Annotated in this window: 21 protein-coding genes; 8 read left to right on the top strand and 13 right to left on the bottom strand. The window is 34.7% G+C overall.

The features are described 5' to 3' along the window. Positions 1–59: 59 nt before the first annotated feature. Positions 60–242: an SE1561 family protein gene (locus AC1Q8M_RS24695; protein WP_000513558.1), complete on the bottom strand. Its 183-nt coding sequence runs from the start codon at positions 240–242 to the stop codon at positions 60–62. A gap of 213 nt (positions 243–455) precedes the next feature. Here AC1Q8M_RS24695 and yfkAB point away from each other — a divergent pair, with 213 nt between their 5' ends. Then, positions 456–1,583, top strand: coding sequence for a radical SAM/CxCxxxxC motif protein YfkAB (gene yfkAB / locus AC1Q8M_RS24690; RefSeq protein WP_000156025.1), 1,128 nt, complete (start codon positions 456–458; stop codon positions 1,581–1,583). A 35-nt stretch (positions 1,584–1,618) separates the two neighbouring features. Here the strand turns inward: yfkAB and AC1Q8M_RS24685 are convergent, their stop codons facing one another. After that, complete coding sequence (locus AC1Q8M_RS24685; RefSeq protein ID WP_002098868.1) at positions 1,619–2,416, bottom strand: YfkD famly protein; 798 nt, start codon at positions 2,414–2,416, stop codon at positions 1,619–1,621. Between the two features lie 81 nt (positions 2,417–2,497). Then, on the bottom strand, positions 2,498–3,553 hold the full coding sequence (cax, locus tag AC1Q8M_RS24680) for a calcium/proton exchanger (RefSeq protein ID WP_000482136.1): 1,056 nt from the start codon (positions 3,551–3,553) through the stop codon (positions 2,498–2,500). Positions 3,554–3,732: 179 nt separating this feature from the next. Here cax and AC1Q8M_RS24675 point away from each other — a divergent pair, with 179 nt between their 5' ends. The 3 genes from AC1Q8M_RS24675 to AC1Q8M_RS24665 all read left to right on the top strand — a co-directional run bounded on the left by AC1Q8M_RS24675 (position 3,733) and on the right by AC1Q8M_RS24665 (position 5,090). Beyond that, complete coding sequence (locus AC1Q8M_RS24675; protein ID WP_000550219.1) at positions 3,733–4,149, top strand: pyridoxamine 5'-phosphate oxidase family protein; 417 nt, start codon at positions 3,733–3,735, stop codon at positions 4,147–4,149. A 156-nt stretch (positions 4,150–4,305) separates the two neighbouring features. Then, entirely contained in the window at positions 4,306–4,452 is a 147-nt protein-coding gene (locus AC1Q8M_RS24670) for a BH0509 family protein (protein ID WP_000817786.1), read from the top strand. 209 nt (positions 4,453–4,661) lie between these two features. Further along, positions 4,662–5,090: an EamA family transporter gene (locus AC1Q8M_RS24665; RefSeq protein WP_000100295.1), complete on the top strand. Its 429-nt coding sequence runs from the start codon at positions 4,662–4,664 to the stop codon at positions 5,088–5,090. 11 nt (positions 5,091–5,101) lie between these two features. On the opposite strand, the gene AC1Q8M_RS24660 is transcribed toward AC1Q8M_RS24665, so the two are convergent. Beyond that, on the bottom strand, positions 5,102–5,695 hold the full coding sequence (locus AC1Q8M_RS24660; protein ID WP_000434876.1) for a DedA family protein: 594 nt from the start codon (positions 5,693–5,695) through the stop codon (positions 5,102–5,104). A gap of 475 nt (positions 5,696–6,170) precedes the next feature. Between AC1Q8M_RS24660 and AC1Q8M_RS24655 the strand changes: the two genes are divergently transcribed. Next, the gene (locus tag AC1Q8M_RS24655; protein ID WP_097946533.1) at positions 6,171–8,933 is read left to right on the top strand and encodes a tetratricopeptide repeat protein; all 2,763 of its coding nucleotides are present in this window, start codon (positions 6,171–6,173) and stop codon (positions 8,931–8,933) included. A 36-nt stretch (positions 8,934–8,969) separates the two neighbouring features. Here the strand turns inward: AC1Q8M_RS24655 and lepB are convergent, their stop codons facing one another. The 3 genes from lepB to AC1Q8M_RS24640 form a co-directional block, all read right to left on the bottom strand. Next, positions 8,970–9,506 (bottom strand): signal peptidase I, encoded by a 537-nt coding sequence (lepB, locus tag AC1Q8M_RS24650; RefSeq protein WP_000983310.1) that lies wholly within the window; start codon positions 9,504–9,506, stop codon positions 8,970–8,972. 177 nt (positions 9,507–9,683) lie between these two features. Beyond that, a complete protein-coding gene (locus tag AC1Q8M_RS24645; protein WP_098855526.1) occupies positions 9,684–10,364 on the bottom strand; it encodes a lysoplasmalogenase in 681 nt (226 codons plus the stop codon). Between the two features lie 121 nt (positions 10,365–10,485). After that, positions 10,486–11,436 carry a DMT family transporter gene (locus AC1Q8M_RS24640; RefSeq protein WP_098361333.1) on the bottom strand — a complete coding sequence of 317 codons (951 nt, stop codon included), beginning with the start codon at positions 11,434–11,436 and terminating at the stop codon, positions 10,486–10,488. A gap of 271 nt (positions 11,437–11,707) precedes the next feature. Between AC1Q8M_RS24640 and AC1Q8M_RS24635 the strand changes: the two genes are divergently transcribed. Further along, the gene (locus tag AC1Q8M_RS24635; protein WP_098361334.1) at positions 11,708–13,633 is read left to right on the top strand and encodes a heavy metal translocating P-type ATPase; all 1,926 of its coding nucleotides are present in this window, start codon (positions 11,708–11,710) and stop codon (positions 13,631–13,633) included. Between the two features lie 186 nt (positions 13,634–13,819). Here AC1Q8M_RS24635 and AC1Q8M_RS24630 read toward each other — a convergent pair whose 3' ends face one another. Genes AC1Q8M_RS24630 through AC1Q8M_RS24620 form a run of 3 tightly spaced genes read right to left on the bottom strand, consistent with a single transcriptional unit; the run spans position 13,820 to position 15,726 of the window. Continuing rightward, a complete protein-coding gene (locus AC1Q8M_RS24630; protein ID WP_001226536.1) occupies positions 13,820–14,686 on the bottom strand; it encodes a YihY/virulence factor BrkB family protein in 867 nt (288 codons plus the stop codon). Positions 14,687–14,692: 6 nt separating this feature from the next. Next, on the bottom strand, positions 14,693–15,208 hold the full coding sequence (locus AC1Q8M_RS24625) for a DUF4075 domain-containing protein (protein WP_001085387.1): 516 nt from the start codon (positions 15,206–15,208) through the stop codon (positions 14,693–14,695). A gap of 53 nt (positions 15,209–15,261) precedes the next feature. Continuing rightward, positions 15,262–15,726, bottom strand: a complete 465-nt coding sequence (locus AC1Q8M_RS24620; protein ID WP_000250916.1) for a low molecular weight protein-tyrosine-phosphatase — start codon at positions 15,724–15,726, stop codon at positions 15,262–15,264. Positions 15,727–15,900: 174 nt separating this feature from the next. On the opposite strand from AC1Q8M_RS24620, the gene AC1Q8M_RS24615 reads away from it, so the two are divergent. Together AC1Q8M_RS24615 and AC1Q8M_RS24610 are read left to right on the top strand one after the other, a co-directional pair. Continuing rightward, the gene (locus AC1Q8M_RS24615) at positions 15,901–16,125 is read left to right on the top strand and encodes a DUF1128 domain-containing protein (protein ID WP_000366196.1); all 225 of its coding nucleotides are present in this window, start codon (positions 15,901–15,903) and stop codon (positions 16,123–16,125) included. A gap of 192 nt (positions 16,126–16,317) precedes the next feature. Continuing rightward, entirely contained in the window at positions 16,318–18,984 is a 2,667-nt protein-coding gene (locus tag AC1Q8M_RS24610) for a cation-translocating P-type ATPase (protein WP_098365605.1), read from the top strand. Between the two features lie 36 nt (positions 18,985–19,020). On the opposite strand, the gene AC1Q8M_RS24605 is transcribed toward AC1Q8M_RS24610, so the two are convergent. From AC1Q8M_RS24605 to AC1Q8M_RS24595, 3 genes are all read right to left on the bottom strand, one after another. Then, a complete protein-coding gene (locus tag AC1Q8M_RS24605) occupies positions 19,021–20,103 on the bottom strand; it encodes a toxic anion resistance protein (RefSeq protein ID WP_001064413.1) in 1,083 nt (360 codons plus the stop codon). An 18-nt stretch (positions 20,104–20,121) separates the two neighbouring features. Beyond that, positions 20,122–21,753 (bottom strand): YceG family protein, encoded by a 1,632-nt coding sequence (locus AC1Q8M_RS24600; RefSeq protein ID WP_065229695.1) that lies wholly within the window; start codon positions 21,751–21,753, stop codon positions 20,122–20,124. A 109-nt stretch (positions 21,754–21,862) separates the two neighbouring features. After that, a complete protein-coding gene (locus AC1Q8M_RS24595) occupies positions 21,863–22,654 on the bottom strand; it encodes a TerC family protein (protein WP_023520991.1) in 792 nt (263 codons plus the stop codon). Positions 22,655–22,664 lie beyond the last annotated feature (10 nt).

Below are 22,664 nucleotides of genomic sequence, written 5' to 3'. Positions count from 1 at the left end.
CTTCTATTATCCGCACAGAAAAAGGCTACCAAATTGGAATTGGCAGCCTTTTTAATATATTATTCGTCTTTTTTAAATTGCTCACATTTTAATTCTAATTCATCTAACATTGCAAGAAGACGATCTACATCTTCTAATTCTACTTCTTCAGGTTCAATTGTATCAATTACTTCAATGAACATATTTAAACGCTCTTTTAAATATACTAATTGTGTATCTTTATCTTGAATTGCTTTTCCCATGAAGGCACTCTCCTTTTAATTCGAGTTGCTTTTATTATACCGCAAAAATGATTGCTATGGGCATGAAATTTCATCAATTTTGTCACAGTCATCCACTATAATGTAAGCCCTCTCTCTTTGCACGCTAAAAAGTTTCACTTTATAAAAAGCACATATTCTTCTATTATAGAGAATGGACAAATTGTTATTTCAATAGTCAAAGGAGTATTTCATATGACGATATCACAAAAAATGAAGCCGATTACTCCTTCTTACGATCCATGGGAAGCGTATATGGACCTTGAAGAGTACGGCAAACTACTATTAACAAATGTTGAATTTACAACGACGACGTTATGCAATATGCGCTGTGAGCATTGCGCTGTTGGTTACACGTTACAGCCGAAAGACCCAAATCCGCTTCCGATGGATCTTTTATTAAAACGATTAGATGAGATTCCTCATTTACGTTCTTTAAGTATTACTGGCGGAGAACCTATGCTTTCAAAAAAATCCGTCGACAACTATGTAACACCACTCTTAAAATACGCCCATGAACGAGGCGTTCGCACTCAAATCAACTCTAACTTAACTATAGATTTAGCACGTTACGAACAAATTATTCCTTATTTAGACGTGTTGCATATCTCTCATAACTGGGGAACAATTGATGACTTCGTTGAAGGCGGATTTGCAATGATGGAGCGTAAACCTACTTACGAACAACGTGCAAAATTATTCGAAAGAATGATTACAAATAGTAAGGCTCTATCAGATGCAGGTGTACTTGTATCTGCCGAAACAATGTTAAACAAAAGAACTCTACCACATATTGAACATATTCACCGTCAAATCGTCGAAGAGATGGGCTGTAAACGCCATGAAGTTCACCCAATGTATCCAAGTGACTTCGCGAGTAATCTAGAGATTTTAACAAAAGCTGAAATTCGTAATGCAATTGAGCATTTACTAGAAATTCGCGATGAAAATGTATGGATGTTATTTGGAACGTTACCTTTCTATGCTTGTAGCGATGACGAGCGAGACATTGCCACATTTAAAAAATTACAAGAGAGCAAAAATGTCACTGTTCGTAATGATCCAGATGGCCGTTCTCGTTTAAATGTAAATATTTTCGATGGAAATATTATTGTGACGGACTTTGGTGATGTTCCACTTCTAGGAAACATACAAACAAACACATTACAAGAAGCATATGACAAATGGAGTGCTTCAAAAACAGCAAAATCATTAAGCTGTCACTGTCCTGCAGTAAAATGTCTTGGACCAAATGTTCTTGTAAAAAACAGCTACTATCCGACAGAAGATTTCTTATCAAAAACAGCAAACATTACATTATAAAAAAACGTCAGCTTATAAGCTGACGTTTTTTTATGTTATTGCGAGTGGGAGGAAGAAATGAATTTAAAAAATAAATAATCATGAATTGGAATCGCCGCTCCAATTCCTTGAGAAGTAATATTTTTCACAACAAGTCTTTTTTGATTTCCCTTTAATACAAGATACACTTCTCCAAATGTTACTTTTCCCTTTTCATTTACTGCTGGTGTATAAGCGTATAAATATCCGAGTTGACTCGGACTAATATTATACACACGCTCATGTCCAGTACCATAACCAATAGTTGTTTTAAACGAAAGGGGCAATTGTACTTTTTCAAGCGCTTTGAGAAGCATCATTTTTTTCACATCTGCAGCATCTTTCATATCTGCTGTTAAATCGCCTTCAACCGTCTTTTGTGTTTCTTGCTTATAGCGAAGTGGATATAAACGGTCTCCTCCGCGATTATCATACACATTTCGATTCACTTGTTTATATTCCCAATTAATCGATGTGTCTACTGATTCATAATGTAAAGCCCATTGACCTAAATAAATTTTTGCCCGGTACCCTACTGCAAGCGGCGCATTTGAAATTGTCGTTTCATTAAACATCCGAATTAAGTCTGGATTTTCAATTTTAATATTAGCTGTTTTCAATAGTTCTTGAGCAAACTTACTTGGCTGTAAACGTGGCAAATCTTGCGCATCATTTGGAAATGTATTGTCTTTTGAAATATTTAAAACAGATGAAGGCATTTTTGTTCCTACTGTTGTCTTTGCAAAACTCATGTTAGGAAATAATAAAATAAACGAGACCATAGTTGAAAGACATATGCTGTATACTCGTTTCACCTGTCTGGCTCCTTCCTATGTAAAGGTATATATACTACTTTGTTTATTGTTTTCTCTGAGCACAATTGTTATGCCTATTTTTCATAATAAATAAAAACCAATTCCCATAATGACATACGCCGCTAGTAAAGTGCCGCCTTCAAACCAGTTTGTATCTCCATCATTTGAAATCGCAATCGTTAAGAAAACGGCTGTAATCATAGATACAAGTTCTGGTATGGTAAATACTAAAGGCATCCTCTGCGCGAAGAACATAGATAGCAATACTAGTACAGGAGCAACAAACATAGCGATTTGTAATGTAGAACCTATTGCAATTTCGACTGCAATATTTACTTTATTTTTATAAGCCATAATAATTGCAGATGCATGTTCCGCTGCATTTCCAACAATTGCAACGATAATAACCCCTATAAATAATTCTGACCAACCAAATGATTTTGCAACAGTTTCAAAAGTATGCACGAGCGCCTCTGATACATAAGCTACCGCCAGTGTTGCTATCGCTAAAATAAGAAGTGCCTTCCCTTTCGACCACTCTGGCTCTTCTTCATGCGCTACTTCGTCACTTTTATGTTGATATACACCACGGTGCGTAACTAACTTAAATAGTAATGCAGCAATGTACATGATAATCATAATAATAGAAACACCTATACTTAATTGATACGTCTTGCCAACGTCCATCTTCATTGAAAAGATCTCTGGAATAACAAAGGCCACGACAACAGCAAATATTAATAAAGCTGAATTATGCCTTGCATCGTAAACGTTAAAGCTTTGCCTTTTATATTTAAGTCCACCTACAAAGAAGGATAGTCCTCCTACTAATAATAAATTTCCAAGTACAGAACCCGTTAAAGAAGCTAACACCACTTCAATTAACCCTGCTTGAAGTGCAAAAATTGAAATGATAAGTTCAACAGCATTACCGAAAGTAGCATTTAATAATCCGCCTATTCTAGGACCAGATACAATTGCTAAACTCTCTGTTGCTCTCCCCATAAAACCAGCTAACGCGATAATCGTAATACAATACACAGCGAACATAATTGTTTCTGGCCAATGAAGTGTTTTTCCAAGTACAGATAGTGGTACACCTATAAGTGCTACTATAAGAAATATTTTATTAAACATGCTTTTCACCCTTCCATCGTATGTATTTCTCCACAATATTATTATTATTCTTCTCCTAACTTGTCCGATTTCATCACAATTACGTTTAAAAAATCGGATTGAAGAAAACAGTATGAAAGATATTTAAATTATCTTGTTTAAACAGACAGAATTATAAATTGTGAAAAGGGGTTAAAATTATGCACTTAAAAGAAAAAATCGCAACTATTATTCAAGGTCAACGTACCGGTGTATTATCTACAGTACGAAATGAGAAACCTCATAGCGCCTTTATGATGTTTTTCCATGAAGATTTTGTACTGTACGTTGCAACAGATCGACAATCAAAAAAGATAACAGATATTGAAAACAATCCTAATGTCCATGTATTACTCGGACGAGAAGGAAAAAAATTAGATGAAGATTATATTGAAGTTGAAGGGTTAGCTTCAATCGAGGAAGACTCGACATTAAAAAACAAGTTTTGGAATAATAGCTTAAAACGTTGGTTACTCGGTCCTGAAGACCCTAATTACGTATTGATAAAAATCAATCCCGACACAATTTATTACATCGATGGTGCCGGTACGACGGAGCCTGAGTTTTTACGACTATAAAATAAAACAAGCCCCCCCCTTAGGTGGGCTTGTTTTGTCGAAAAGTTCTTTTGAAAAAAACAATAAAATAGGTGGAACTTTCTAAAGATTCTGTTATATAATAGCAGTAACTTAAATAAACTGTATTAAAACAGATTGAGAGGAGAAATAAAATTGATGAAGAGAGAAGAACGCAAAAACATGATTGAGTTTATTGAAAAGAAAAAAGGGATTGAGCGTGATGAATTACTGTTTATGACAGACGATGAAGTAGAACATATTTATAATGTAACGTACTTTTTATATGAGGAAATTGCAGAGTAGTATAATAATCCCCACCTTATTAAAAATATAAGGTGGGGATTATTTCGTTATTTAGCCCACTATTTGCGGGCAGTCAAACTCCCACCTTAAAATTCAGGTGGAACAAGAAGTTAAGTTGAAGTCGTGCTTCCTATAAACCTCAATTGCTTCAACTTTATACATGAGAATCATTTTCATGTATAATACTGTAAGATTGGAGGAATTTTACTATGAGTTCGTGGCTCTTATTTGCACTATTATCAGCAATTGCTGCTGCCCTTGTATCGATTTTTGGAAAGTTTGGTTTAGACGGAATCGATGCAAACGTTGCAACAACAATTCGATCTATTATTATGGCATTATTTATGATAGGCGTTATTATCATACAAGGTAAATTTCAAAATATCGGCGACGTACTGCTAAATAAAAAAGCACTGCTATTTATCACATTAAGTGGGATTGCAGGTGCTTCGTCATGGCTATTTTATTTTCTTGCCCTCAAAACAGGAAAGGTTTCACAAGTAGCTCCTGTCGATAAATTAAGCGTCGTATTTTCTATCATTCTCGCTATGATTATACTCGGTGAAAAGTTAAACTTTATGACCGGCGTTGGTGTAGTCTTTATTACAGCTGGTGTATTATTTATTGCTTTCAGCTAAAAAAACCGCTATTAGCGGTTTTTCTTTTTCTTTATATAAAACCATACAACACATGTAACAACTGCTGAAATTAATAAAATCCATATTCCATAATGATGTAAACTATACTCAACGAAGCGCCACTTCTCGCCTAACTTCCAGCCAAGCCCAATAAAAACACTTATCCAAATGAGCGCACCACCGTAAGCGTACAAACAAAAACGCCAAAGTGTCAAATTTGATACCCCAGCAAAATATGCTGTTAAATGACGTACTCCCGGTATAAAATAACCAATCATTAAAAGAAATGGCCCATATTTTTCAAATAAAATATGTGTTTTTTCAATGTGATGTTCTTTAATTCTAATTTTCGGCCCATATTTCTTTAAAACAGGGAGCCCAAGTTTTAAACCTAATATGTAGCTTAACGTGATCCCTAACATCGCACCAGCCATCCCACTTAAAAAAGCAGCAGTTCCTGACATAACTCCTTTTGAAACATTATAACCAACAAAGGTCAATAAAAACTCGTCTGGTATCGGTAATCCGACAATCCCACCAGCCAAAGCTATAACAATTCCAAAATAGCCATAATGCGCGATTAACTCGCCAATATGTTGTTCCATTCGGAAGACACATCCTATGCACGATCGTTATTCCACATTGTACCCTTTCTATCTTTAAGGCAAACATGGTATACATATTCACTATACATTGTTTTTATAATGAACTCTACTTCTATTCTTTCCTTTAACAGAGATAAAGTGAAACTTTAATCAGTGGGAGTTTTGTAATTATTAACCTATGCCAATCTTGCTTCTACAGACATCCCGACTCCCACATAACTCACTTACATTCACTAATTTTGAGATTAGATTCTTACTGCCTGCAAATGTCCTGATAAAAAATAAAAATTCATATGCGTGTTTTTTTGTTACAATAAAGGAAAGTTACTTTTCGCAACGGTTTAATTCTCAAGAAAAATGATATATCTAGCAAAAACATAGTTTGGTCTATATAATCCAACTTCTACCTATTAAAAGAACATGAACCCTTTTACATACAACATCATTTTTCTAAATTATACAGGGGGGAACGAACATGACCATTGAAAATCAATTTATTCAAAAAGTTTACTATAAAACATTTTTAACAGAAGAAACTTCTACTCCTGCATCGGAAGTACTCGGTGAAGCATATATAAATGAATCTAAAAATGAATTCTCCAACATTTCTAATATTCGATTTGCTCAAGGTGAATTTTATTATCAAAATAAAGATTTTGAAGCAGCTATATTTAAATGGGAAAAAGTTAATAATACTCTTGCACTTTGGGCAACAAAAAATATTGCAGATGCTTATTTTGAACTAGGATTCCTACCAAAGGCAGAAGAAATTTATCAATCTATTCAAACAGAAGATACAACTCTTACGATGGAAGTTTCATTACAACTTCTTTCTCTTTATATCGAACAAGATCGTTTAGGACTTGCTTTTAAGACGATTAGTGAAGCTGTTGCATTCCAACCGGATTACCCAAATATTACTGCAATTGCACGTTCTTTCTATGAAAAACAAGAAGATTGGAACAACGCTATCGAACTAGCTGTTCAAGAAGGTATTCGAACACAATCTTTACACTGGTTTGATACATTAATAAATTACATAAACAAAGGATTTACTAAAAATATTAAGCCTGAATATTTCTATGAGTCTTTAAAAGCTCTATATGCTGTTGATCAAGCTCAATTTAAAGAACTTGTTATTGCTCTTTGGAATAGCTACCAACATGAATCCTTATACCTTCCTTGGATTCAAAGTATTAATCATTTATTCTTGCATATTGAAACAGACAATAATGACGATTGGAATGAAATTTCTACTCGCTATCAAGAAACATACTTTGCATTAATTACCGGAAATCATTTTATGCATGAATTAAACGGACTTGTACCAAATCTATTAACAAATTGGTTCAGTTTAACGAAAGCAAAAGATTCTCTAGTTGTCTCTGCAGCAGTATTAGCATGGAATGAAGTCTCACCTACAACCTTAGAATCATTACTCGTAAAAAGTGCTGGATCCTTACTTTCTAATACATCAGCTGAAGCAGATGTAAATATGGAAATAGTTTCTCATTTATTCGAAACAATCGCTGTATGGGCTGAGAAAAATGATGTAGATTTAAGTCATCAATTTACGCTACTCGTCCATGAACTATGTGATTTAAATGTCACACCACTACTAATAGCTGGAACTAGTGACCATGATAAAACATCATTTGTTAATTCAATATTAGGAGAGAACATCTTAACTGAAACTTTAACAACTCCTATTCTATTTAAAGACGCTAGTCAAACTGAAATAACAGAATTTAACGAGTTAGATATTAGAAATATCTCTAACCTTGATGAATTCCATCAAATAGCGGCTACATCTGCTCAGTCAGAACTTGAGAAAAAATGTATAGAAATTAAGCTACCAAGTAGATTTTTAAGAAAAAATAAGTTTACATTTCTTATTACACCATCCATTCAAGGACAATTGGATAAAAACAATGCATACTTTGAATACTTACAAGCAGCAGATAGCCTTGTTTACGTATTAAATTCTTCTTCACCATTGCATAGTGAAGAAATTGATACGTTAATTTATTTACGTGAACAAGTACCAAACTTACAAATTCACTTCGTATTACACACAAATAATACGACTACTAATGAAAAACTAATTAGTAAACTTAAAGTACATTTTCCAGATGCACAATTCTTCCCATACTCTCCTTCGCAAGAGAGTAGTCAGCAACTTGGAGATGTAACAGAATCTATTCTCTCTAATCTTGCAAAACGCGATATAGAAAAAGAACGTATAGAAAAGCTAATATGGTTTACGCAAAAGACAATTGCTTATCTCATAAATGAACGTGTGGAATTAGAAAATACATTAGTAAAATCCGTACGCTGGAATAAACACATCTCAGTGAAACTTACTGGATTTATTAATAACCTTACTGCTCTTGAAAAAGATAAAATTCGCTCTATTACCGAATCCTATCTTTTAACGAAAGAAGAAATTACACGAGATATACATTCTCAAATTCCTGAATTATTACAGAGCTGCTCTGATCTTGTTCAAGAAGATAGTGATTTCAAACTAGTTCATGAAGAATTAAATGCTGCAATGAATGAACGAGTTCAAAAGCATGTACAACAGGTACTTCTTCCTAAATTTACTGGGTCTATTCAAGAATGGATTGAAACAGCACATAATGAATTTATTCAAGCTCAAGCTTATTTAGATGAAATGAGTGAAACGTTTAATAAATTATATAAAGAAGAACGTATGAAACTTCCTTGCGATTTCAAATTATTAGATGATTGGAATCGAGATGTTGTACGAATGACAAATCGAATTACAGTAACGAACATCAATATTTTATTACGCTTTACACCGACACAGTTTTTCTTAAAAAGTGCCGGAAAATTATTTGGTAATATGCAAAAAAACCAATCTATGCTCGCCAACAAATATAAACAATATATTGAAACAGAAGACTATACAGAAATTGCTCACACAATTTCAAAACAATTCTTCCTACAATTTGAAGTATTTGAAGGTGCATTAGAACGTGATATCATGATGTTCTTTAAAGATCCACTTAGCATATTGAAACAAAATGTGGATGCAGCTCAACTTGAGATAAAGGAAGACGAGCAAACATTAGCAACGCTAAGAAGCAATCCAGAAACATATCATGATCCTTTGGCGTTATTTAAACTACAATTGCTACAACATAAATTTGTTTTAAGTACTACAAAGAAACATGAAGATATGTTTGTATCTAACGAATCTCCTACTGTTTAACAAAAAAACCAAGCAAACTAAAATTTGCTTGGTTTTTTACTTTATTATTTTCATATGTTCAAACGGATAATAAATGCCTGCTAACTTTCCTAACACATCTTCTCTATCAATAAAACCTAAACCATTTCTACTATCTTTACTTATTAAGCGATTATCTCCCATAACAAAAATCTTATTTTTAGGAACTGTAATCGGTCCAAAGTCCTCTGTTAAATTCATAAGTTTTTTTTCTGCTTGTTTTTTATTACTATCCAAATACTCTTCATCTTTCACTTCAGAATTTACATATAATTGATCATTTCTCATCTCAATTATATCTCCAGATAATCCAATCACTCTTTTGACATAAAAATTATCTGTTTTCACAACAATAATATCTTCTCTCCCATAGCTTTCAAATTGTTTTGCTAACTTATTAACAATTACCTTATCTCCATCTTGCAACGTTGGCCTCATAGATGCTCCTTTTACAGTCGTAGGGAAAAACACAAAAATTTTCGCCAAAAACACCAATAAACATGCAATTGCAATAGTTCCAAAGAATTCACGCCAACGTTTTTTCTTTTGCATCATTTCACCATCTCATCATCTTTTTATTTTTATTATAAATAATACAACCGATATTTTTCTACAAAATTCTGAATTATAAAATTATAATATTAGAAATTTCAAAATGGTAATACTGATCAAATTAAACAAGCAAAAAAGATACTCTCAAAATAGTCTATTCACTATTTTGAGAGTATCTTTTTATAATCCCACATATACAATACACATTTGAGCAGCTACATATGTAAACCAAATCCAAAGTGGCTCATACTTCAATTTACGCCCTCCGATATCTGTCACGCCAATAATAAAATCAGAAATCACAAACAGTAAACCACCAAACGCTGGTATCCACCATATTCCTGTATTTTCATAATATAAGGCGAATGCAAAGCAAGCCATTCCTCCAACCCACAATCCGTAAATTAGAGCTCCTATCGTAAACAATTTATCCTGTTTATCATTTCGGATAAAGAAGAACCATCCTACAATTAGAAAGAGCCCATATACGAGTAAGCCAATCCAAAAACCATTCCACGAAATTCCTGTTTGCAAAAATGCTTTTACATAAAAACAATGAGCAAGAGCGAAAGTAACCATCCCACCAATTAATCGATGACCAATTGGAATCAGCCCAGCCATAAACAAATCTCCCACAGTCGATAAAGTCATACCAAGTGCAACCCACGTACTATACTCTACAGATGGATCTTGTAACCATATCCAAATTGCACTACCTGTTAAAGAAAAACTAAGAATAAGACGGATTGCTAAAGGTAACGGCATATTATCTTTCGTTCTTTTTGTCTGCCGCATTGCATAAATTGCACCAATTAAAAAAAGAAGTATTTGCACAATTAACACCACGTAAAGTAGATTCATAATATGTTCTCCTCAATAAATGCTTTTTGTATCTTTTTTCGTTACACTTAGTCTATTATCCTTTTTCTATAAAAAAAAGAAGAACAGTACTGTTCTTCCATTGTAATCGCTTTTCTGCTTTCTATGCTACTTGTTTTTCTTGCTCTATTTTTTGCTTAGCTGGCGTCCGATTTACCACAATAATTCCCGCAGCTACACATGCTAAACCGAGTAACACAAATGAATGAATTGCTTCACCTAAAATCATGCTCGATAATAACACACCAAATACGGGTATAAAGAACATATACATAGATACTTTTCCAACCTTATTGTACTTCATAATTGTATTCCAAATGCAAAAACCAGCTGCAGATAAGAAAGATAAATAAATCAGCATAAGTAGTGCATGTAGACTAAATGTAAATGGCATTACTCCAACTTGTAAAGCCCCTATACATAATAATCCTATAGAACCAAACATCATTTGGTATGCTGTCATATAGCCAACATCTAACGTTTTACTACCTTCTTTCGCTAATATGTTTCCATATGAATACAGCATTGCTGCACTAAGAAGTAATAAGCTTCCGATTCCAAAATGAAATGATAAGCTACCATCACTCGGCAAATTTACTAAAACGACGCCACAAAAGCCAATCGATACGCCAATTATTTTTCTCATATTGAGGGCATCATCTTTATATAAAAAATGGGCGAGTAAAATTTGAAAGAATGATGATGTCCCTGAAATGATAGCTCCTTCAATTCCCGAACTATAACTCATTCCAATATAAAAACAGATATATTGAAGAAACGTTTGGAATAAACCAATTTGTATTAACTGTTTCCCCGTTCCTTTTTTGAAGCTCATATCTTTTCCTAACACTTTAAAGAATAATAAGAGCATGACTCCAGATAAAAAGAAACGATAACCGGCAAATAATATTTGTTCTCCAACTTCTTGTGGTTGAATTCCAAGTTCAACATAACTTAACTTAATAAAAGGAAATGCGCTTCCCCATAAAAAAGTTGCTACTATTGCAGCAATAAATACGCCAATCGGATGGGTAAAAAATTTCTCTGTCTTCACTTGTTGTCTTCCTTTCCGACCTTTTTATGAACAATATTCATATATACCAAAGGAATTGCGAAAACACAAGTTTTCCGTTTATACTTGAAACAAAACCGTACCATCTCATAAAAACATATGATATACTATAGAATAATTACAACATAATAACTATTAAAAACAGATTCAACAGAAATGCTGCTATCCATTATGGATGGCAGCTTTCGTCGTTTTATAGGGGTTTCGATTTTGATTATTTTTCTCAATAAGAATTCGGAAGGAGCGATTAGTAATGAACTCAGAAGTAAAAACGTTACACGCAAAAGAAACAATTTCTCATCCCTCTTTATGGGACACATTAAAAAAACATTATGAACTTGTATTTGCAGTAGCATCTGGTATTTTTATTTTAGCTGGCTGGCTATTCACAAAGAACGATGCAATAAATGTAGGTATTACTTGCTATATCCTTGCTTATATAGTTGGTGGATATGCAAAAGCTAAAGAAGGCATTGAAGATACGATTGAAGAAAAAGAGCTAAATGTTGAAATGCTAATGCTCTTTGCAGCTATCGGTGCTGCAATTATTGGCTACTGGGCAGAAGGGGCTATTTTAATCTTCATCTTTGCACTCAGCGGTGCTATGGAATCTTATACGTTAAGTAAGAGCCAAAAAGAAATTTCCGCTCTTCTTGACTTACAACCTGAAGAAGCATTACGTATTTCCACCGGAACTGAGGAACGTGTTCCTGTTGGAGAGTTACAAATTAACGACATTATTTTAATTAAACCCGGTGAACGTGTTCCTGCTGACGGTACGATTCATAACGGTGAAACAAATATCGATGAGGCAGCAATCACAGGAGAACCTATCCCAAATGAGAAAAGACATGGCGATGAAGTATTTGCCGGTACTGTAAATTTACGTGGTGCTATCGAAGTTAAAATTACGAAGCCGAGCGATCAAACATTATTCCAAAAGATTATCCGTCTCGTCCAAAGTGCACAAAGTGAAAAATCACCATCACAACTATTCATCGAAAAGTTTGAAGGAACATACGTAAAAGGTGTACTACTCGTTGTTGCGCTTATGATGTTCGTTCCTCATTTCTTACTTGACTGGAGCTGGAATGAAACGTTTTATCGCGCTATGATCTTACTTGTAGTCGCATCTCCTTGTGCGCTCGTAGCTGCCATTACACCAGCTACGTTATCAGCCATTTCTAACGGAGCGAGAAACGGTATTCTCTTTAAAGGCGGTATACATTTAGAACGCCTTGCTTCTGTGAAAGCAATCGCGTTTGATAAAACAGGAACATTAACAGAAGGTAAACCTACCGTAACAGATGTATATGTTCGAGAAAATATAACAGAAAAAGAAGTACTTTCTATTACAGCATCAATTGAAAGTCACTCTACACATCCTTTAGCTGAATCCATTGTTAAATATGCACAACATGCGTACGACATTACTTTAAAAAAACCAGAAAAGGTTGAAGATGTAACTGGTTTTGGTCTAAAAGGAATATTGGAAAACAACGCTTATAAAATAGGTAAAGCTGATTTTATCGGTGAAGAAACAAAGACATTTCATAATGGTATTTCTGCCTCACTTGAAAAAGAAGGTAAAACTGTCGTTTATATTAGTGATGAGGGAGGCATTCTTGGACTTATCGCTTTAAAAGATACGCTTCGCCAAGAAACAATAGCTGCTATTCGTGATTTACAAAGCATTGGTGTCGAAGCAATTATGATTACTGGAGATAATGAAGAAACGGCAAAAGCAATTGCCTCTGAAAGTAATATAAAGGAATATTACGCATCATGCTTACCAGAAACAAAAGTTGAAACGATTAAAAAGTTAAAAGAAAAATACGGTACAGTAGCAATGGTCGGAGACGGTATAAATGATGCACCTGCACTAGCTACCGCTAGCATTGGTGTCGCAATGGGAGAAGGAACAGATGTAGCTTTAGAAACTGCAGATGTTGTACTGATGAAGAACGAACTATCTCGCCTTTCCCAAGCAATTCGTTTATCAAAACGAATGAACCGTATTGTGAAGCAAAACGTAAGCTTTTCGCTAGCCGTTATTGCCATTCTAATTTGTTCAAACTTCTTGCAATTTTTAGCTCTTCCATTCGGTGTTATTGGCCATGAAGGAAGTACGATTCTTGTCATTTTGAATGGCTTACGATTACTAAAAGGAAGCAAATAAAACGGGTCCCTCATAGAGGACCCGTTTTTTTAGTGATAGCTATTATGACCGTTCGCACTGCTACTCGTTTTATGCTTTGGATGCGAACTGCTCTTTTGTTTATTATTACTTTTATTATTATGGTTCTTTTTATTATTACTCATGAAATATCCCCCCTGTTCCTTTTTATTATGGAACAAGAACTCATTATTCATTACGGGAATTATTGTCACCTGTTCTATAATGGTGGAGTAAACCATTAATTTCACCGCCAAGTAAAATTACCCATCCAGTTAAATAAAACCATAACATTAAAATAATGATACCACCGAGACCACCATATGTATTGGCGTAATTCGCAAACTTATCTACATAATAAGCAAATGAGTAAGACACCACAATCCATCCTACAGTAGCAAATAACGCCCCTGAAATAACTTCTCTTCTTTTTAACTTTCGATCTGGTGCAAATGTATATAAGAAACTAAACAAAGCAAATAGTACGAAGAAACTCGCTACTAATCGTGTAATGCTCCATACGAAAGAAAAACTATCTGATAAACCGAGTGCTTTAAACACTGCTGCTCCAATAACTTGTCCGAATACCGGAACAATTAACGCAAAGACAATCATAAAAATAATAGCTAATGTAAACACAATTGATAACGCTCTTGTTGTAATAAAAGAACGTGTTTCCTTTACGTCATAAGCGCGGTTAAAAGCATTCATAACCGCATTAACACCATTTGAGGCAAACCATAACATGGATAATAAACCAAATGATAATAAACCACCATTTTGCTGGTTTACAACTTTATCTACATTTACCTCAATTAAGTTCATTGCATCATCTGGTACATAAACCTCTAATAAACTAAGCACATCCTCTGTTTGAATGGGAATAAATCCAAGAAGCGTAATTAAGAAAACGAGCCCAGGAAAAATTGCAAGCAAGAAGAAATAAGCGAGCTGTGCTGCCAAGCCCGCTACATCATCGCGCATCGTCCGGTCATATAAATCTTTACCAAACGAATAAGTACGATTTCTTCTCACCTTTTCTAAAATTTTTCTCATATATGTTTAAACGCTTTTCTTCTCTTCTTTATCTTGCTTTAACTCAATGTACGCTTCAGTTTTTTTTTCCACTGCATTTGAGTCTTTTATAAATAATTCACGCGCTTCTTTCATACCACCATCTTCAGCAACTACTGGCTCTTCTTCTGCTTTCAGCTCATCTACCTTTGGAGATACAGCTTGAATTTCAATCGTTTCTGGCTTTTCTTCTGGCTCAACTTTTTTCTTACTAAAAATTTCTTTCGTTTCTTTTAACGTCTCTACAACAGATGGCGTTAATTTTTTAATTTCTGCTACTTTCGCTTTTACAACATTGAAATCAGCAAGTTCGCGTCCTTTATCTGTAACAGTTTGCACTTTTTCTTTGATCTTTGCATTTTCACCAATTTCAATCATCTTTGTTTTTGCTTTTTCTGCTGTATTTTTTACTTTTTCACGGTTTTCTTTCTTTAACATGGATACCGCTACACCTGCAGCTACACCAATCGCAATGTTTCGAGCAATATTATTTTTCTTTGCCATATTCCTTCACCCTTTCATTTCTTATGTTAGAAAGTATTTCTTTCTAAGCTTCCTCATATTCCTTGTTCATTTCGAATGAAAGCTAATAGCTTTGCACACCCTTCTGTTACAAGGTCATATACTTCTTGGAAATTCCCTGTATAGTAAGGGTCAGGAACGTCTGTCCAGCCACCGTCTGGAACAAAATCGGACAGCCTACCAATATAGCCTCCAGTTTTACCTAAACTTTTTAAATCTGCTATATTCTTGTTGTCCATGGCAATAATATAATCAAACTTTGTTAAGTCTTCTTTTTCTACTTGCCTTGCTTTAATTCCTTCAAAAGTGACTGCATTTTCTTTTAAAATTTTTTGTGTTCCTTTATGTGGCGGATGGCCAACATGCCAATCTCCAGTTCCTGCAGAATCAATGACAATTTTCTCTTCAAGTCCCTCTTTTACGACAAGATTTCGAAAAATCGCTTCTGCCATCGGAGAACGGCAAATGTTCCCAAGACAAACAAACAATACTTGAACCATGTTTTTGTTTCTTCCCTTCTTGGTGCATTTCTTCATATATACTTATAGTATAAACAACCAATTATGAAATATAAAGGAAATCCCTACTAATTTAATAGGATTGAAAAGATCCATTAACGAAAATGATAAAAAATGTTAAGATAGCCTTATGTTATTTTAAAGGGGGACACTTCGGTGGATTTATCCGTAAAGTCAGAAGAAAACGTTGAATACATGGTCGAAGCTATTAAAGAAAAATTACGTATGGTTAATGCTGGAGCGATGAGAGCTGCTAGTTTTAACGAAGAAATGTACGAAGATTTACGTGATATTTATGATCATGTTATGAAACGTGAAACATTCAGCATTAGTGAAATGCAAGCTATTACAGAAGAATTAGGTACATTAATTAAAAAGTAAAAAAGCCTCTCTTATATGAGGCTCTTTTTTATTTCCAACAAATTCATGACAACTCTTCTCTTTCCCTCAACCAACTGTAAAATATTGTACAATAGAAGTAGAACCTCACCTTAGATTTTTTCTCCATACATACTACTCACAAATAATAGCAACACTACCATTGCTAACTGTTTTTACTGGAGGTGCTTACTTATGAGCAATTGGTACAGTAAGACGAAAGATCAAACATTGATTGACCTAGAAACAAACGAACAACACGGTTTAACAGATGAGATTGTAAGTGAACGTTTAAAGCAATACGGTTCTAATGAATTAGCTACAAAACAAAAACGCACTTTATGGCAGCGTATTTTCGCCCAAATTAATGACGTCCTCGTATATGTCCTTATTATTGCTGCCCTTATTTCTGCCTTTGTAGGTGAATGGGCGGATGCCAGTATTATCGCGCTTGTTGTAGTTTTAAATGCTGTTATCGGTGTTGTCCAAGAATCGAAAGCAGAACAAGCTTTAGAGGCATTGAAAAAGATGGCAACACCTAAAGCTATCGTCAAGAGAAATGGTGAACTAAAAGAAATTCCATCTGAGCACGTCGTTCCAGGGGATATCGTTATGCTCGACGCCGGACGATATATCCCATGCGATTTACGCCTTATTGAAACCGCAAATTTAAAAGTTGAAGAATCTGCTCTAACTGGTGAATCTGTCCCTGTTGATAAAGATGCAATCTACCACCCTTCCATGCAAAGTGATGAGCAAGTACCACTCGGCGATCAAAAAAACATGGCATTTATGTCCACTCTTGTAACATACGGAAGAGGCGTCGGTGTTGCTGTTGAAACTGGAATGAACTCACAAATTGGTAAGATTGCTACCCTTTTACATGAAGCAGACGATGATATGACACCACTTCAAAAAAGCTTAGCACAAGTCGGAAAATATTTAGGCTTTGTCGCTGTAGCTATTTGTATCGTTATGTTCCTCATCGGTTTTTTACAAGGCCGGGATACGTTAGAAATGTTTATGACTGCTATTAGTTTAGCCGTTGCAGCTATTCCAGAAGGCTTGCCAGCTATTGTTTCCATCGTTCTTGCAATTGGTGTGCAACGTATGATTAAACAAAACGTTATCATTCGGAAACTACCAGCTGTTGAAGCCCTCGGTTCTGTCACAATTATTTGTTCAGATAAAACAGGTACGTTAACGCAAAATAAAATGACCGTTACTCACTTTTATAGTGATAACACATACGATCGCTTAGAAAGTTTAAATGTAAATAATGATGCGCAACGTCTATTGTTAGAAAATATGGTGCTATGTAATGATGCTTCTTACACTAACGAATCACAAACGGGAGACCCGACTGAAATTGCACTTCTCGTTGCTGGAACCACTTTTAACATGCAAAAAGATCATTTAGAAAAAATACATGAACGTGTTAACGAAGTACCTTTCGATTCAGATCGTAAAATGATGTCAACCGTACATACATACGATGAAAGCTACTATAGCATGACGAAAGGCGCTATTGATAAGCTCTTACCTCGATGTACCCATATTTTTAAAAACGGCAAAATCGAGATTTTAACTAATTCTGATAAAAATCAAATATTAGAAGCTGCCGGAGCAATGTCTCAAGAAGCTTTAAGAGTACTTTCATTCGCATTTAAACAATACAATTCAAACGATGTGGATATAAATCATCTTGAAGAAAATCTTATCTTTATTGGTCTTGTCGGTATGATTGATCCACCACGAACTGAAGTGAAAGATTCAATTACAGAATGTAAAAAAGCCGGTATTCGCACAGTTATGATTACTGGTGACCATAAAGATACCGCCTTTGCAATTGCCAAAGAACTTGGCATTGCTGAAGAAATATCGGAAATTATGATTGGAACTGAATTAGATAACATTTCTGATACAGAACTAGCTAGCAAAATTAATCATTTAAATGTATTCGCTAGAGTCTCTCCAGAGCATAAAGTGAAAATTGTAAAGGCATTACGCGCGAAAGGAAATATCGTTTCTATGACTGGTGATGGCGTCAATGATGCACCATCTTTAAAGCAAGCCGATGTCGGCGTAGCGATGGGCATTACAGGAACAGACGTTGCAAAAGGGGCAGCGGATGTTGTGTTAACAGATGATAATTTTTCATCTATCGTGAAAGCTGTTGAAGAAGGTAGAAATATTTATCGCAACATAAAAAAATCAATTCTCTTCCTACTCTCTTGTAACTTCGGAGAAATTATCGCTTTATTTTTAGCAATTTTACTCGGCTGGGCAACACCACTACGACCTATTCATATTTTATGGGTGAATTTAATTACAGATACACTGCCTGCATTATCACTTGGGGTTGATCCTGAAGATCCAGATGTGATGAAGGAAAAACCACGACATGCAAAAGAAAGCTTATTTAGTGGCAGCGTTCCTTTCCTAATTTTCAATGGAGTTATCATTGGACTTTTAACGCTAATAGCTTTTATCGCCGGAGCAAAATTCTATACTGGAGATACAAATTTATTCCCTCTTTTCCCAGAGCGAATTGATGACGATGCTCTATTACACGCTCAAACGATGGCATTTGTCGTTCTTAGTTTTTCTCAGCTCGTTCATTCATTTAACTTGCGTTCAAGAACGAAATCAATTTTTTCAATTGGGATCTTTACAAATAAATATTTAGTTTTCTCCCTTCTTATCGGTGTTCTTATGCAAGTTTGTATCATCTCCATCCCGCCCCTTGCAAATATATTCGGTGTACATGCATTAACGATGCGAGATTGGGGATTTGTTCTCTTATTGAGTATCATTCCACTTATTGTGAATGAGATTATTAAATTAGTGAAGAGAAACTAAAAAGGCAATGAGGAATATTCCTCATTGCCTTTTCATTTATCCTTGTAATTCTTTTTTGATATTCTCCGTTAATGTAGCCATACGCTTGCGACTTTCTTCACGCTCACGTTTATTTTGTTCTTCAATTTGTTGTGTTTCTTGCATACCTCTTGAAATAATGTTCCAAGTTTCCTCAAGCGTTTCCATCTTAATACTAGAAGAACCTGATAATCTCGCTACTTCTACACTTTGCGTTGCGATATTTTGTGCATTTTTCTTAAGTAATTCATTTGTACGGCGATCAAGTTCAGCCATAGAATCTGCAACAAGCTTTTGACGTTTCGCATTTACTGCTTGAATGATACCATTTTTAAAGATAGGAATCGTTGTAATAAATGCTGTATTGATTTTACCAATTAATTTATTATTACCACGTTGAATCATGCGAATTTGCGGCGCTGTAAGTAGCGCAACCATACGCGCTTTTTCTAAATCATCAATACGTTGCTCTAAAATTTCAACCGAGTTTTTAAGCGACTCTAATTCAATACCTGCTAATTGATCATTATTACGCACGCGCTCTTCATACATCGGAACTAATTCTGTATTTAAACGCTCTAATAACATTTCTCCTGCTACTACATACTTCTCTAAGTCTAAATAATATTTTAAGTTTTGCTCATACAAGCCATCTAACGTTCCAATTGATTTTTTCATCTCATCTTGGTACTTCGTAATTTCCACATAAACTTTATCAATTTCGCGGCCCATCGTTTGATATTTACTAAAGATTTGTTCTATCATTTTATCCGCTTTTTTGAACATGCGCGAGAAGAAACCACTTTTTTCTTCTGCAAAGTCTTTACTATCAAATCTGTCCATAATTTTACCAAGTTGCTTTAACAATTCACCAGAATCTTCTATCTTTGATAATGACATTGTATGTAAAATTTGATCAGCAAAACGTGAAATTTCCATAGAAGGTTCTTTTCCAAGTTCAATTAATTCCAGTTGATCTTTAATATCTACTGCGTTATAAATACGTTGCACATCTGCATCTTGTCTAAGTTGCAAGCGAACATCTTGTGCGGTTTGCTCATTCAATTCAGTTTTCGAATCTAGTACGACTGGGTTATTCATATGGTATTCTCCCTTTCCTTATAAAAATGGACGAAATAGTCCTTTTATTGTTTGTGATAAATTTTTATAGGCTGATGAACCATGAAACTCAAGATCGAAATTAACTTCTTCAAGCCAATGGGAATCAAATGCTCCCGCTTCAACATATGGTTCAATATCGTTTCTGCCCGTGGGATTGAAATGGAATACATCTACTCCAATTTGATTCAAAAATAGTAATAAAACAGCGTCAGAACGAGTTAATTCTCCGCTCTTCTCATTATTAAATATAACAATTTTCGGTACATCTTGTGAATAATCAAATTTCTCAAGCTGTTCTAAAATATTGGGTGGTATTTGAGAAAGTTGTGCGAAAACATATAGCGCTACATCTTGTTTCGTCTCTTTCGCAATTGGTTTGCACATTTCACTTTCGCACGTATGGATAATCGCCTCTGCAATCCCATGTTGTAAACCTTCCGGTAAACGCTTATGCGGCCACCAATGGCTATTCATAATTAGATCAGGATGTAATTTTCCAGCTCGGTCCAATGCATCTCGATAATGATATTGGAAGTTTGCTTTTTGCTCTTTCGTAAACGGGAATGTATTAATTAATAAACTGTTATCAAATGATGTAACAGCCTTTAATCGTTGAAAATATTCTTTATCATTCTTTGAAACGCCTGATATTTTCGCAAATAAAGAAGGAATATAAATATGTTTATTTTCAACAAAGAATGTTGGACGTACAAATGCCTTTTCTTTCGTAATTAAAAAGAGTTCATCATATGTCGTTTTTAACGTACGTGCTACAGGTGTATACGAACGGAATTGCCACGGTTTATATAATAGTGAATTATCGTGGTGAAGTACTTGTTCAATTTCTTTCGAAGCTTGATACGCTACTGTTGCAACACGCTCGCGGCGGCGATCAGGGAATGGTTCAAGAGAAATGCGACCCGGATGGGACACAATAAAAGTTTTTCCCTCTTCATCAATATTTTCAAATCCATCTTTTCCTTCGGGGTGATAATAAAGCACATCACAACCGAGCATAATAAGAAAATATAAGAAATATATACGGCTTTCCTGTGCATCACCATACCAAACGATACGTGGCATCTGTTTCTTATAATTAATCGTAGAGAACCACTTCGCTACGTAATTTTCGCTTAGTTTAATTATGTCGATTAAGAAACGACGGAAGCCTTCTGTCTTTAACGACTGATTATGTTGTTTCTCATATAATTTCAATACTGCAATAAACGTCGTATGTATGTAATGCTGTAAATCAGGGTTGTCTACTTTCGGTAAAAGTTGTTTCCCAGATAAGTGTGCCACTAACCTATTTACTGTCAGACCATTTGGTGCTTCTTGATGTAATCCGAACACTTCTTGAATATGACGAAGCTTTTCTGAATCAATCACTTTGTTTAAATTTTGTTCGTGTAAAACTTCGATTCCTTTCGCTTCACTATAATCAAACAGTTCATTAAAATATTCATCTACATCATTAGGAACACCAAGGATTCGACATGCTATATAACTAAATTTCATCTCATTCTCTGTCAGCTCATATTGTGGGCGTTTTTCTAAAAGCGCTTCAAATTGCTTTAAATCTGATTCATCTTTTAATGCATATGGTTGAAGTGTAAAACGTGAAAACACAACAGTTCACCTCCAAAAACATTTACGTTTTTTCTAAGTCCTTCTTCTATTATAAACTATTTTTGGTTATAAAAAATGGGCGCTCGCAAAACGAGCAAACCCATTTCAATTATTTATTGTCTTCTTTAGTAGCTGCTACTTCTTCTTTAGCTTGTCCAGAATTCTTCATGTAGTGAAGTATAAATGTTGCTCCAAATGCTACAACTAAAATAATGAAGAACACTGTATGGCTTATTTCAATATGAATAACAGACAATAACATTTTTGCTGCAATAATTAAAATTAAAATATATGCTGTCGTTTCAAGTTCTGGAATACGCTCTAACAATTTTAAAAATACACCAGCGATACCACGCATCATTAAAATACCTAGCATTCCGCCTAATAGTAAAATCCAAACTTCATTAGATACACCAAATGCAGCAAGTACGCTATCTACAGAGAATGCGATATCCATTAATTCAACCATCGCAACTGTTCCCCAGAAGACACCGAACATTCTGAAGAGAATACTATTTTGGTTCATACCATGAGATTCCTCTTCTTCTGCATTACCTTTTCTTTTATCAATGAAGTATTTAACTGAAAGCCACGCTAAGTAAAGTGCACCTAACACTTTTACCCATGCTAATTTAATTAAGAACATCCCGATTCCAATCGCAATAAAGCGGAACACATAAGCTCCAATAAGTCCATAGAATAATGCTTTTTTACGTTTTTCTTCCGGAAGGTGTTTTACCATTACCGCTAACACAAGTGCGTTATCAGCAGATAACAACCCTTCAAGTACAACAAGTGTACCTATTAATCCCCAAGATACTGGATCTTGCAACACTTTAATCCACATGTCCAAGTCGAAAAACTGAGCATACGTATCAAGGATTCCTTGCAAAATACTCATCTTACCTTTA

The sequence above is a fragment of the Bacillus sp. GW823-FHT06A10 genome (assembly GCF_058795375.1).
The sequence above is the reverse complement of the archived record's forward strand: the minus strand, read 5'-3'. Positions and strand labels throughout refer to the sequence as shown.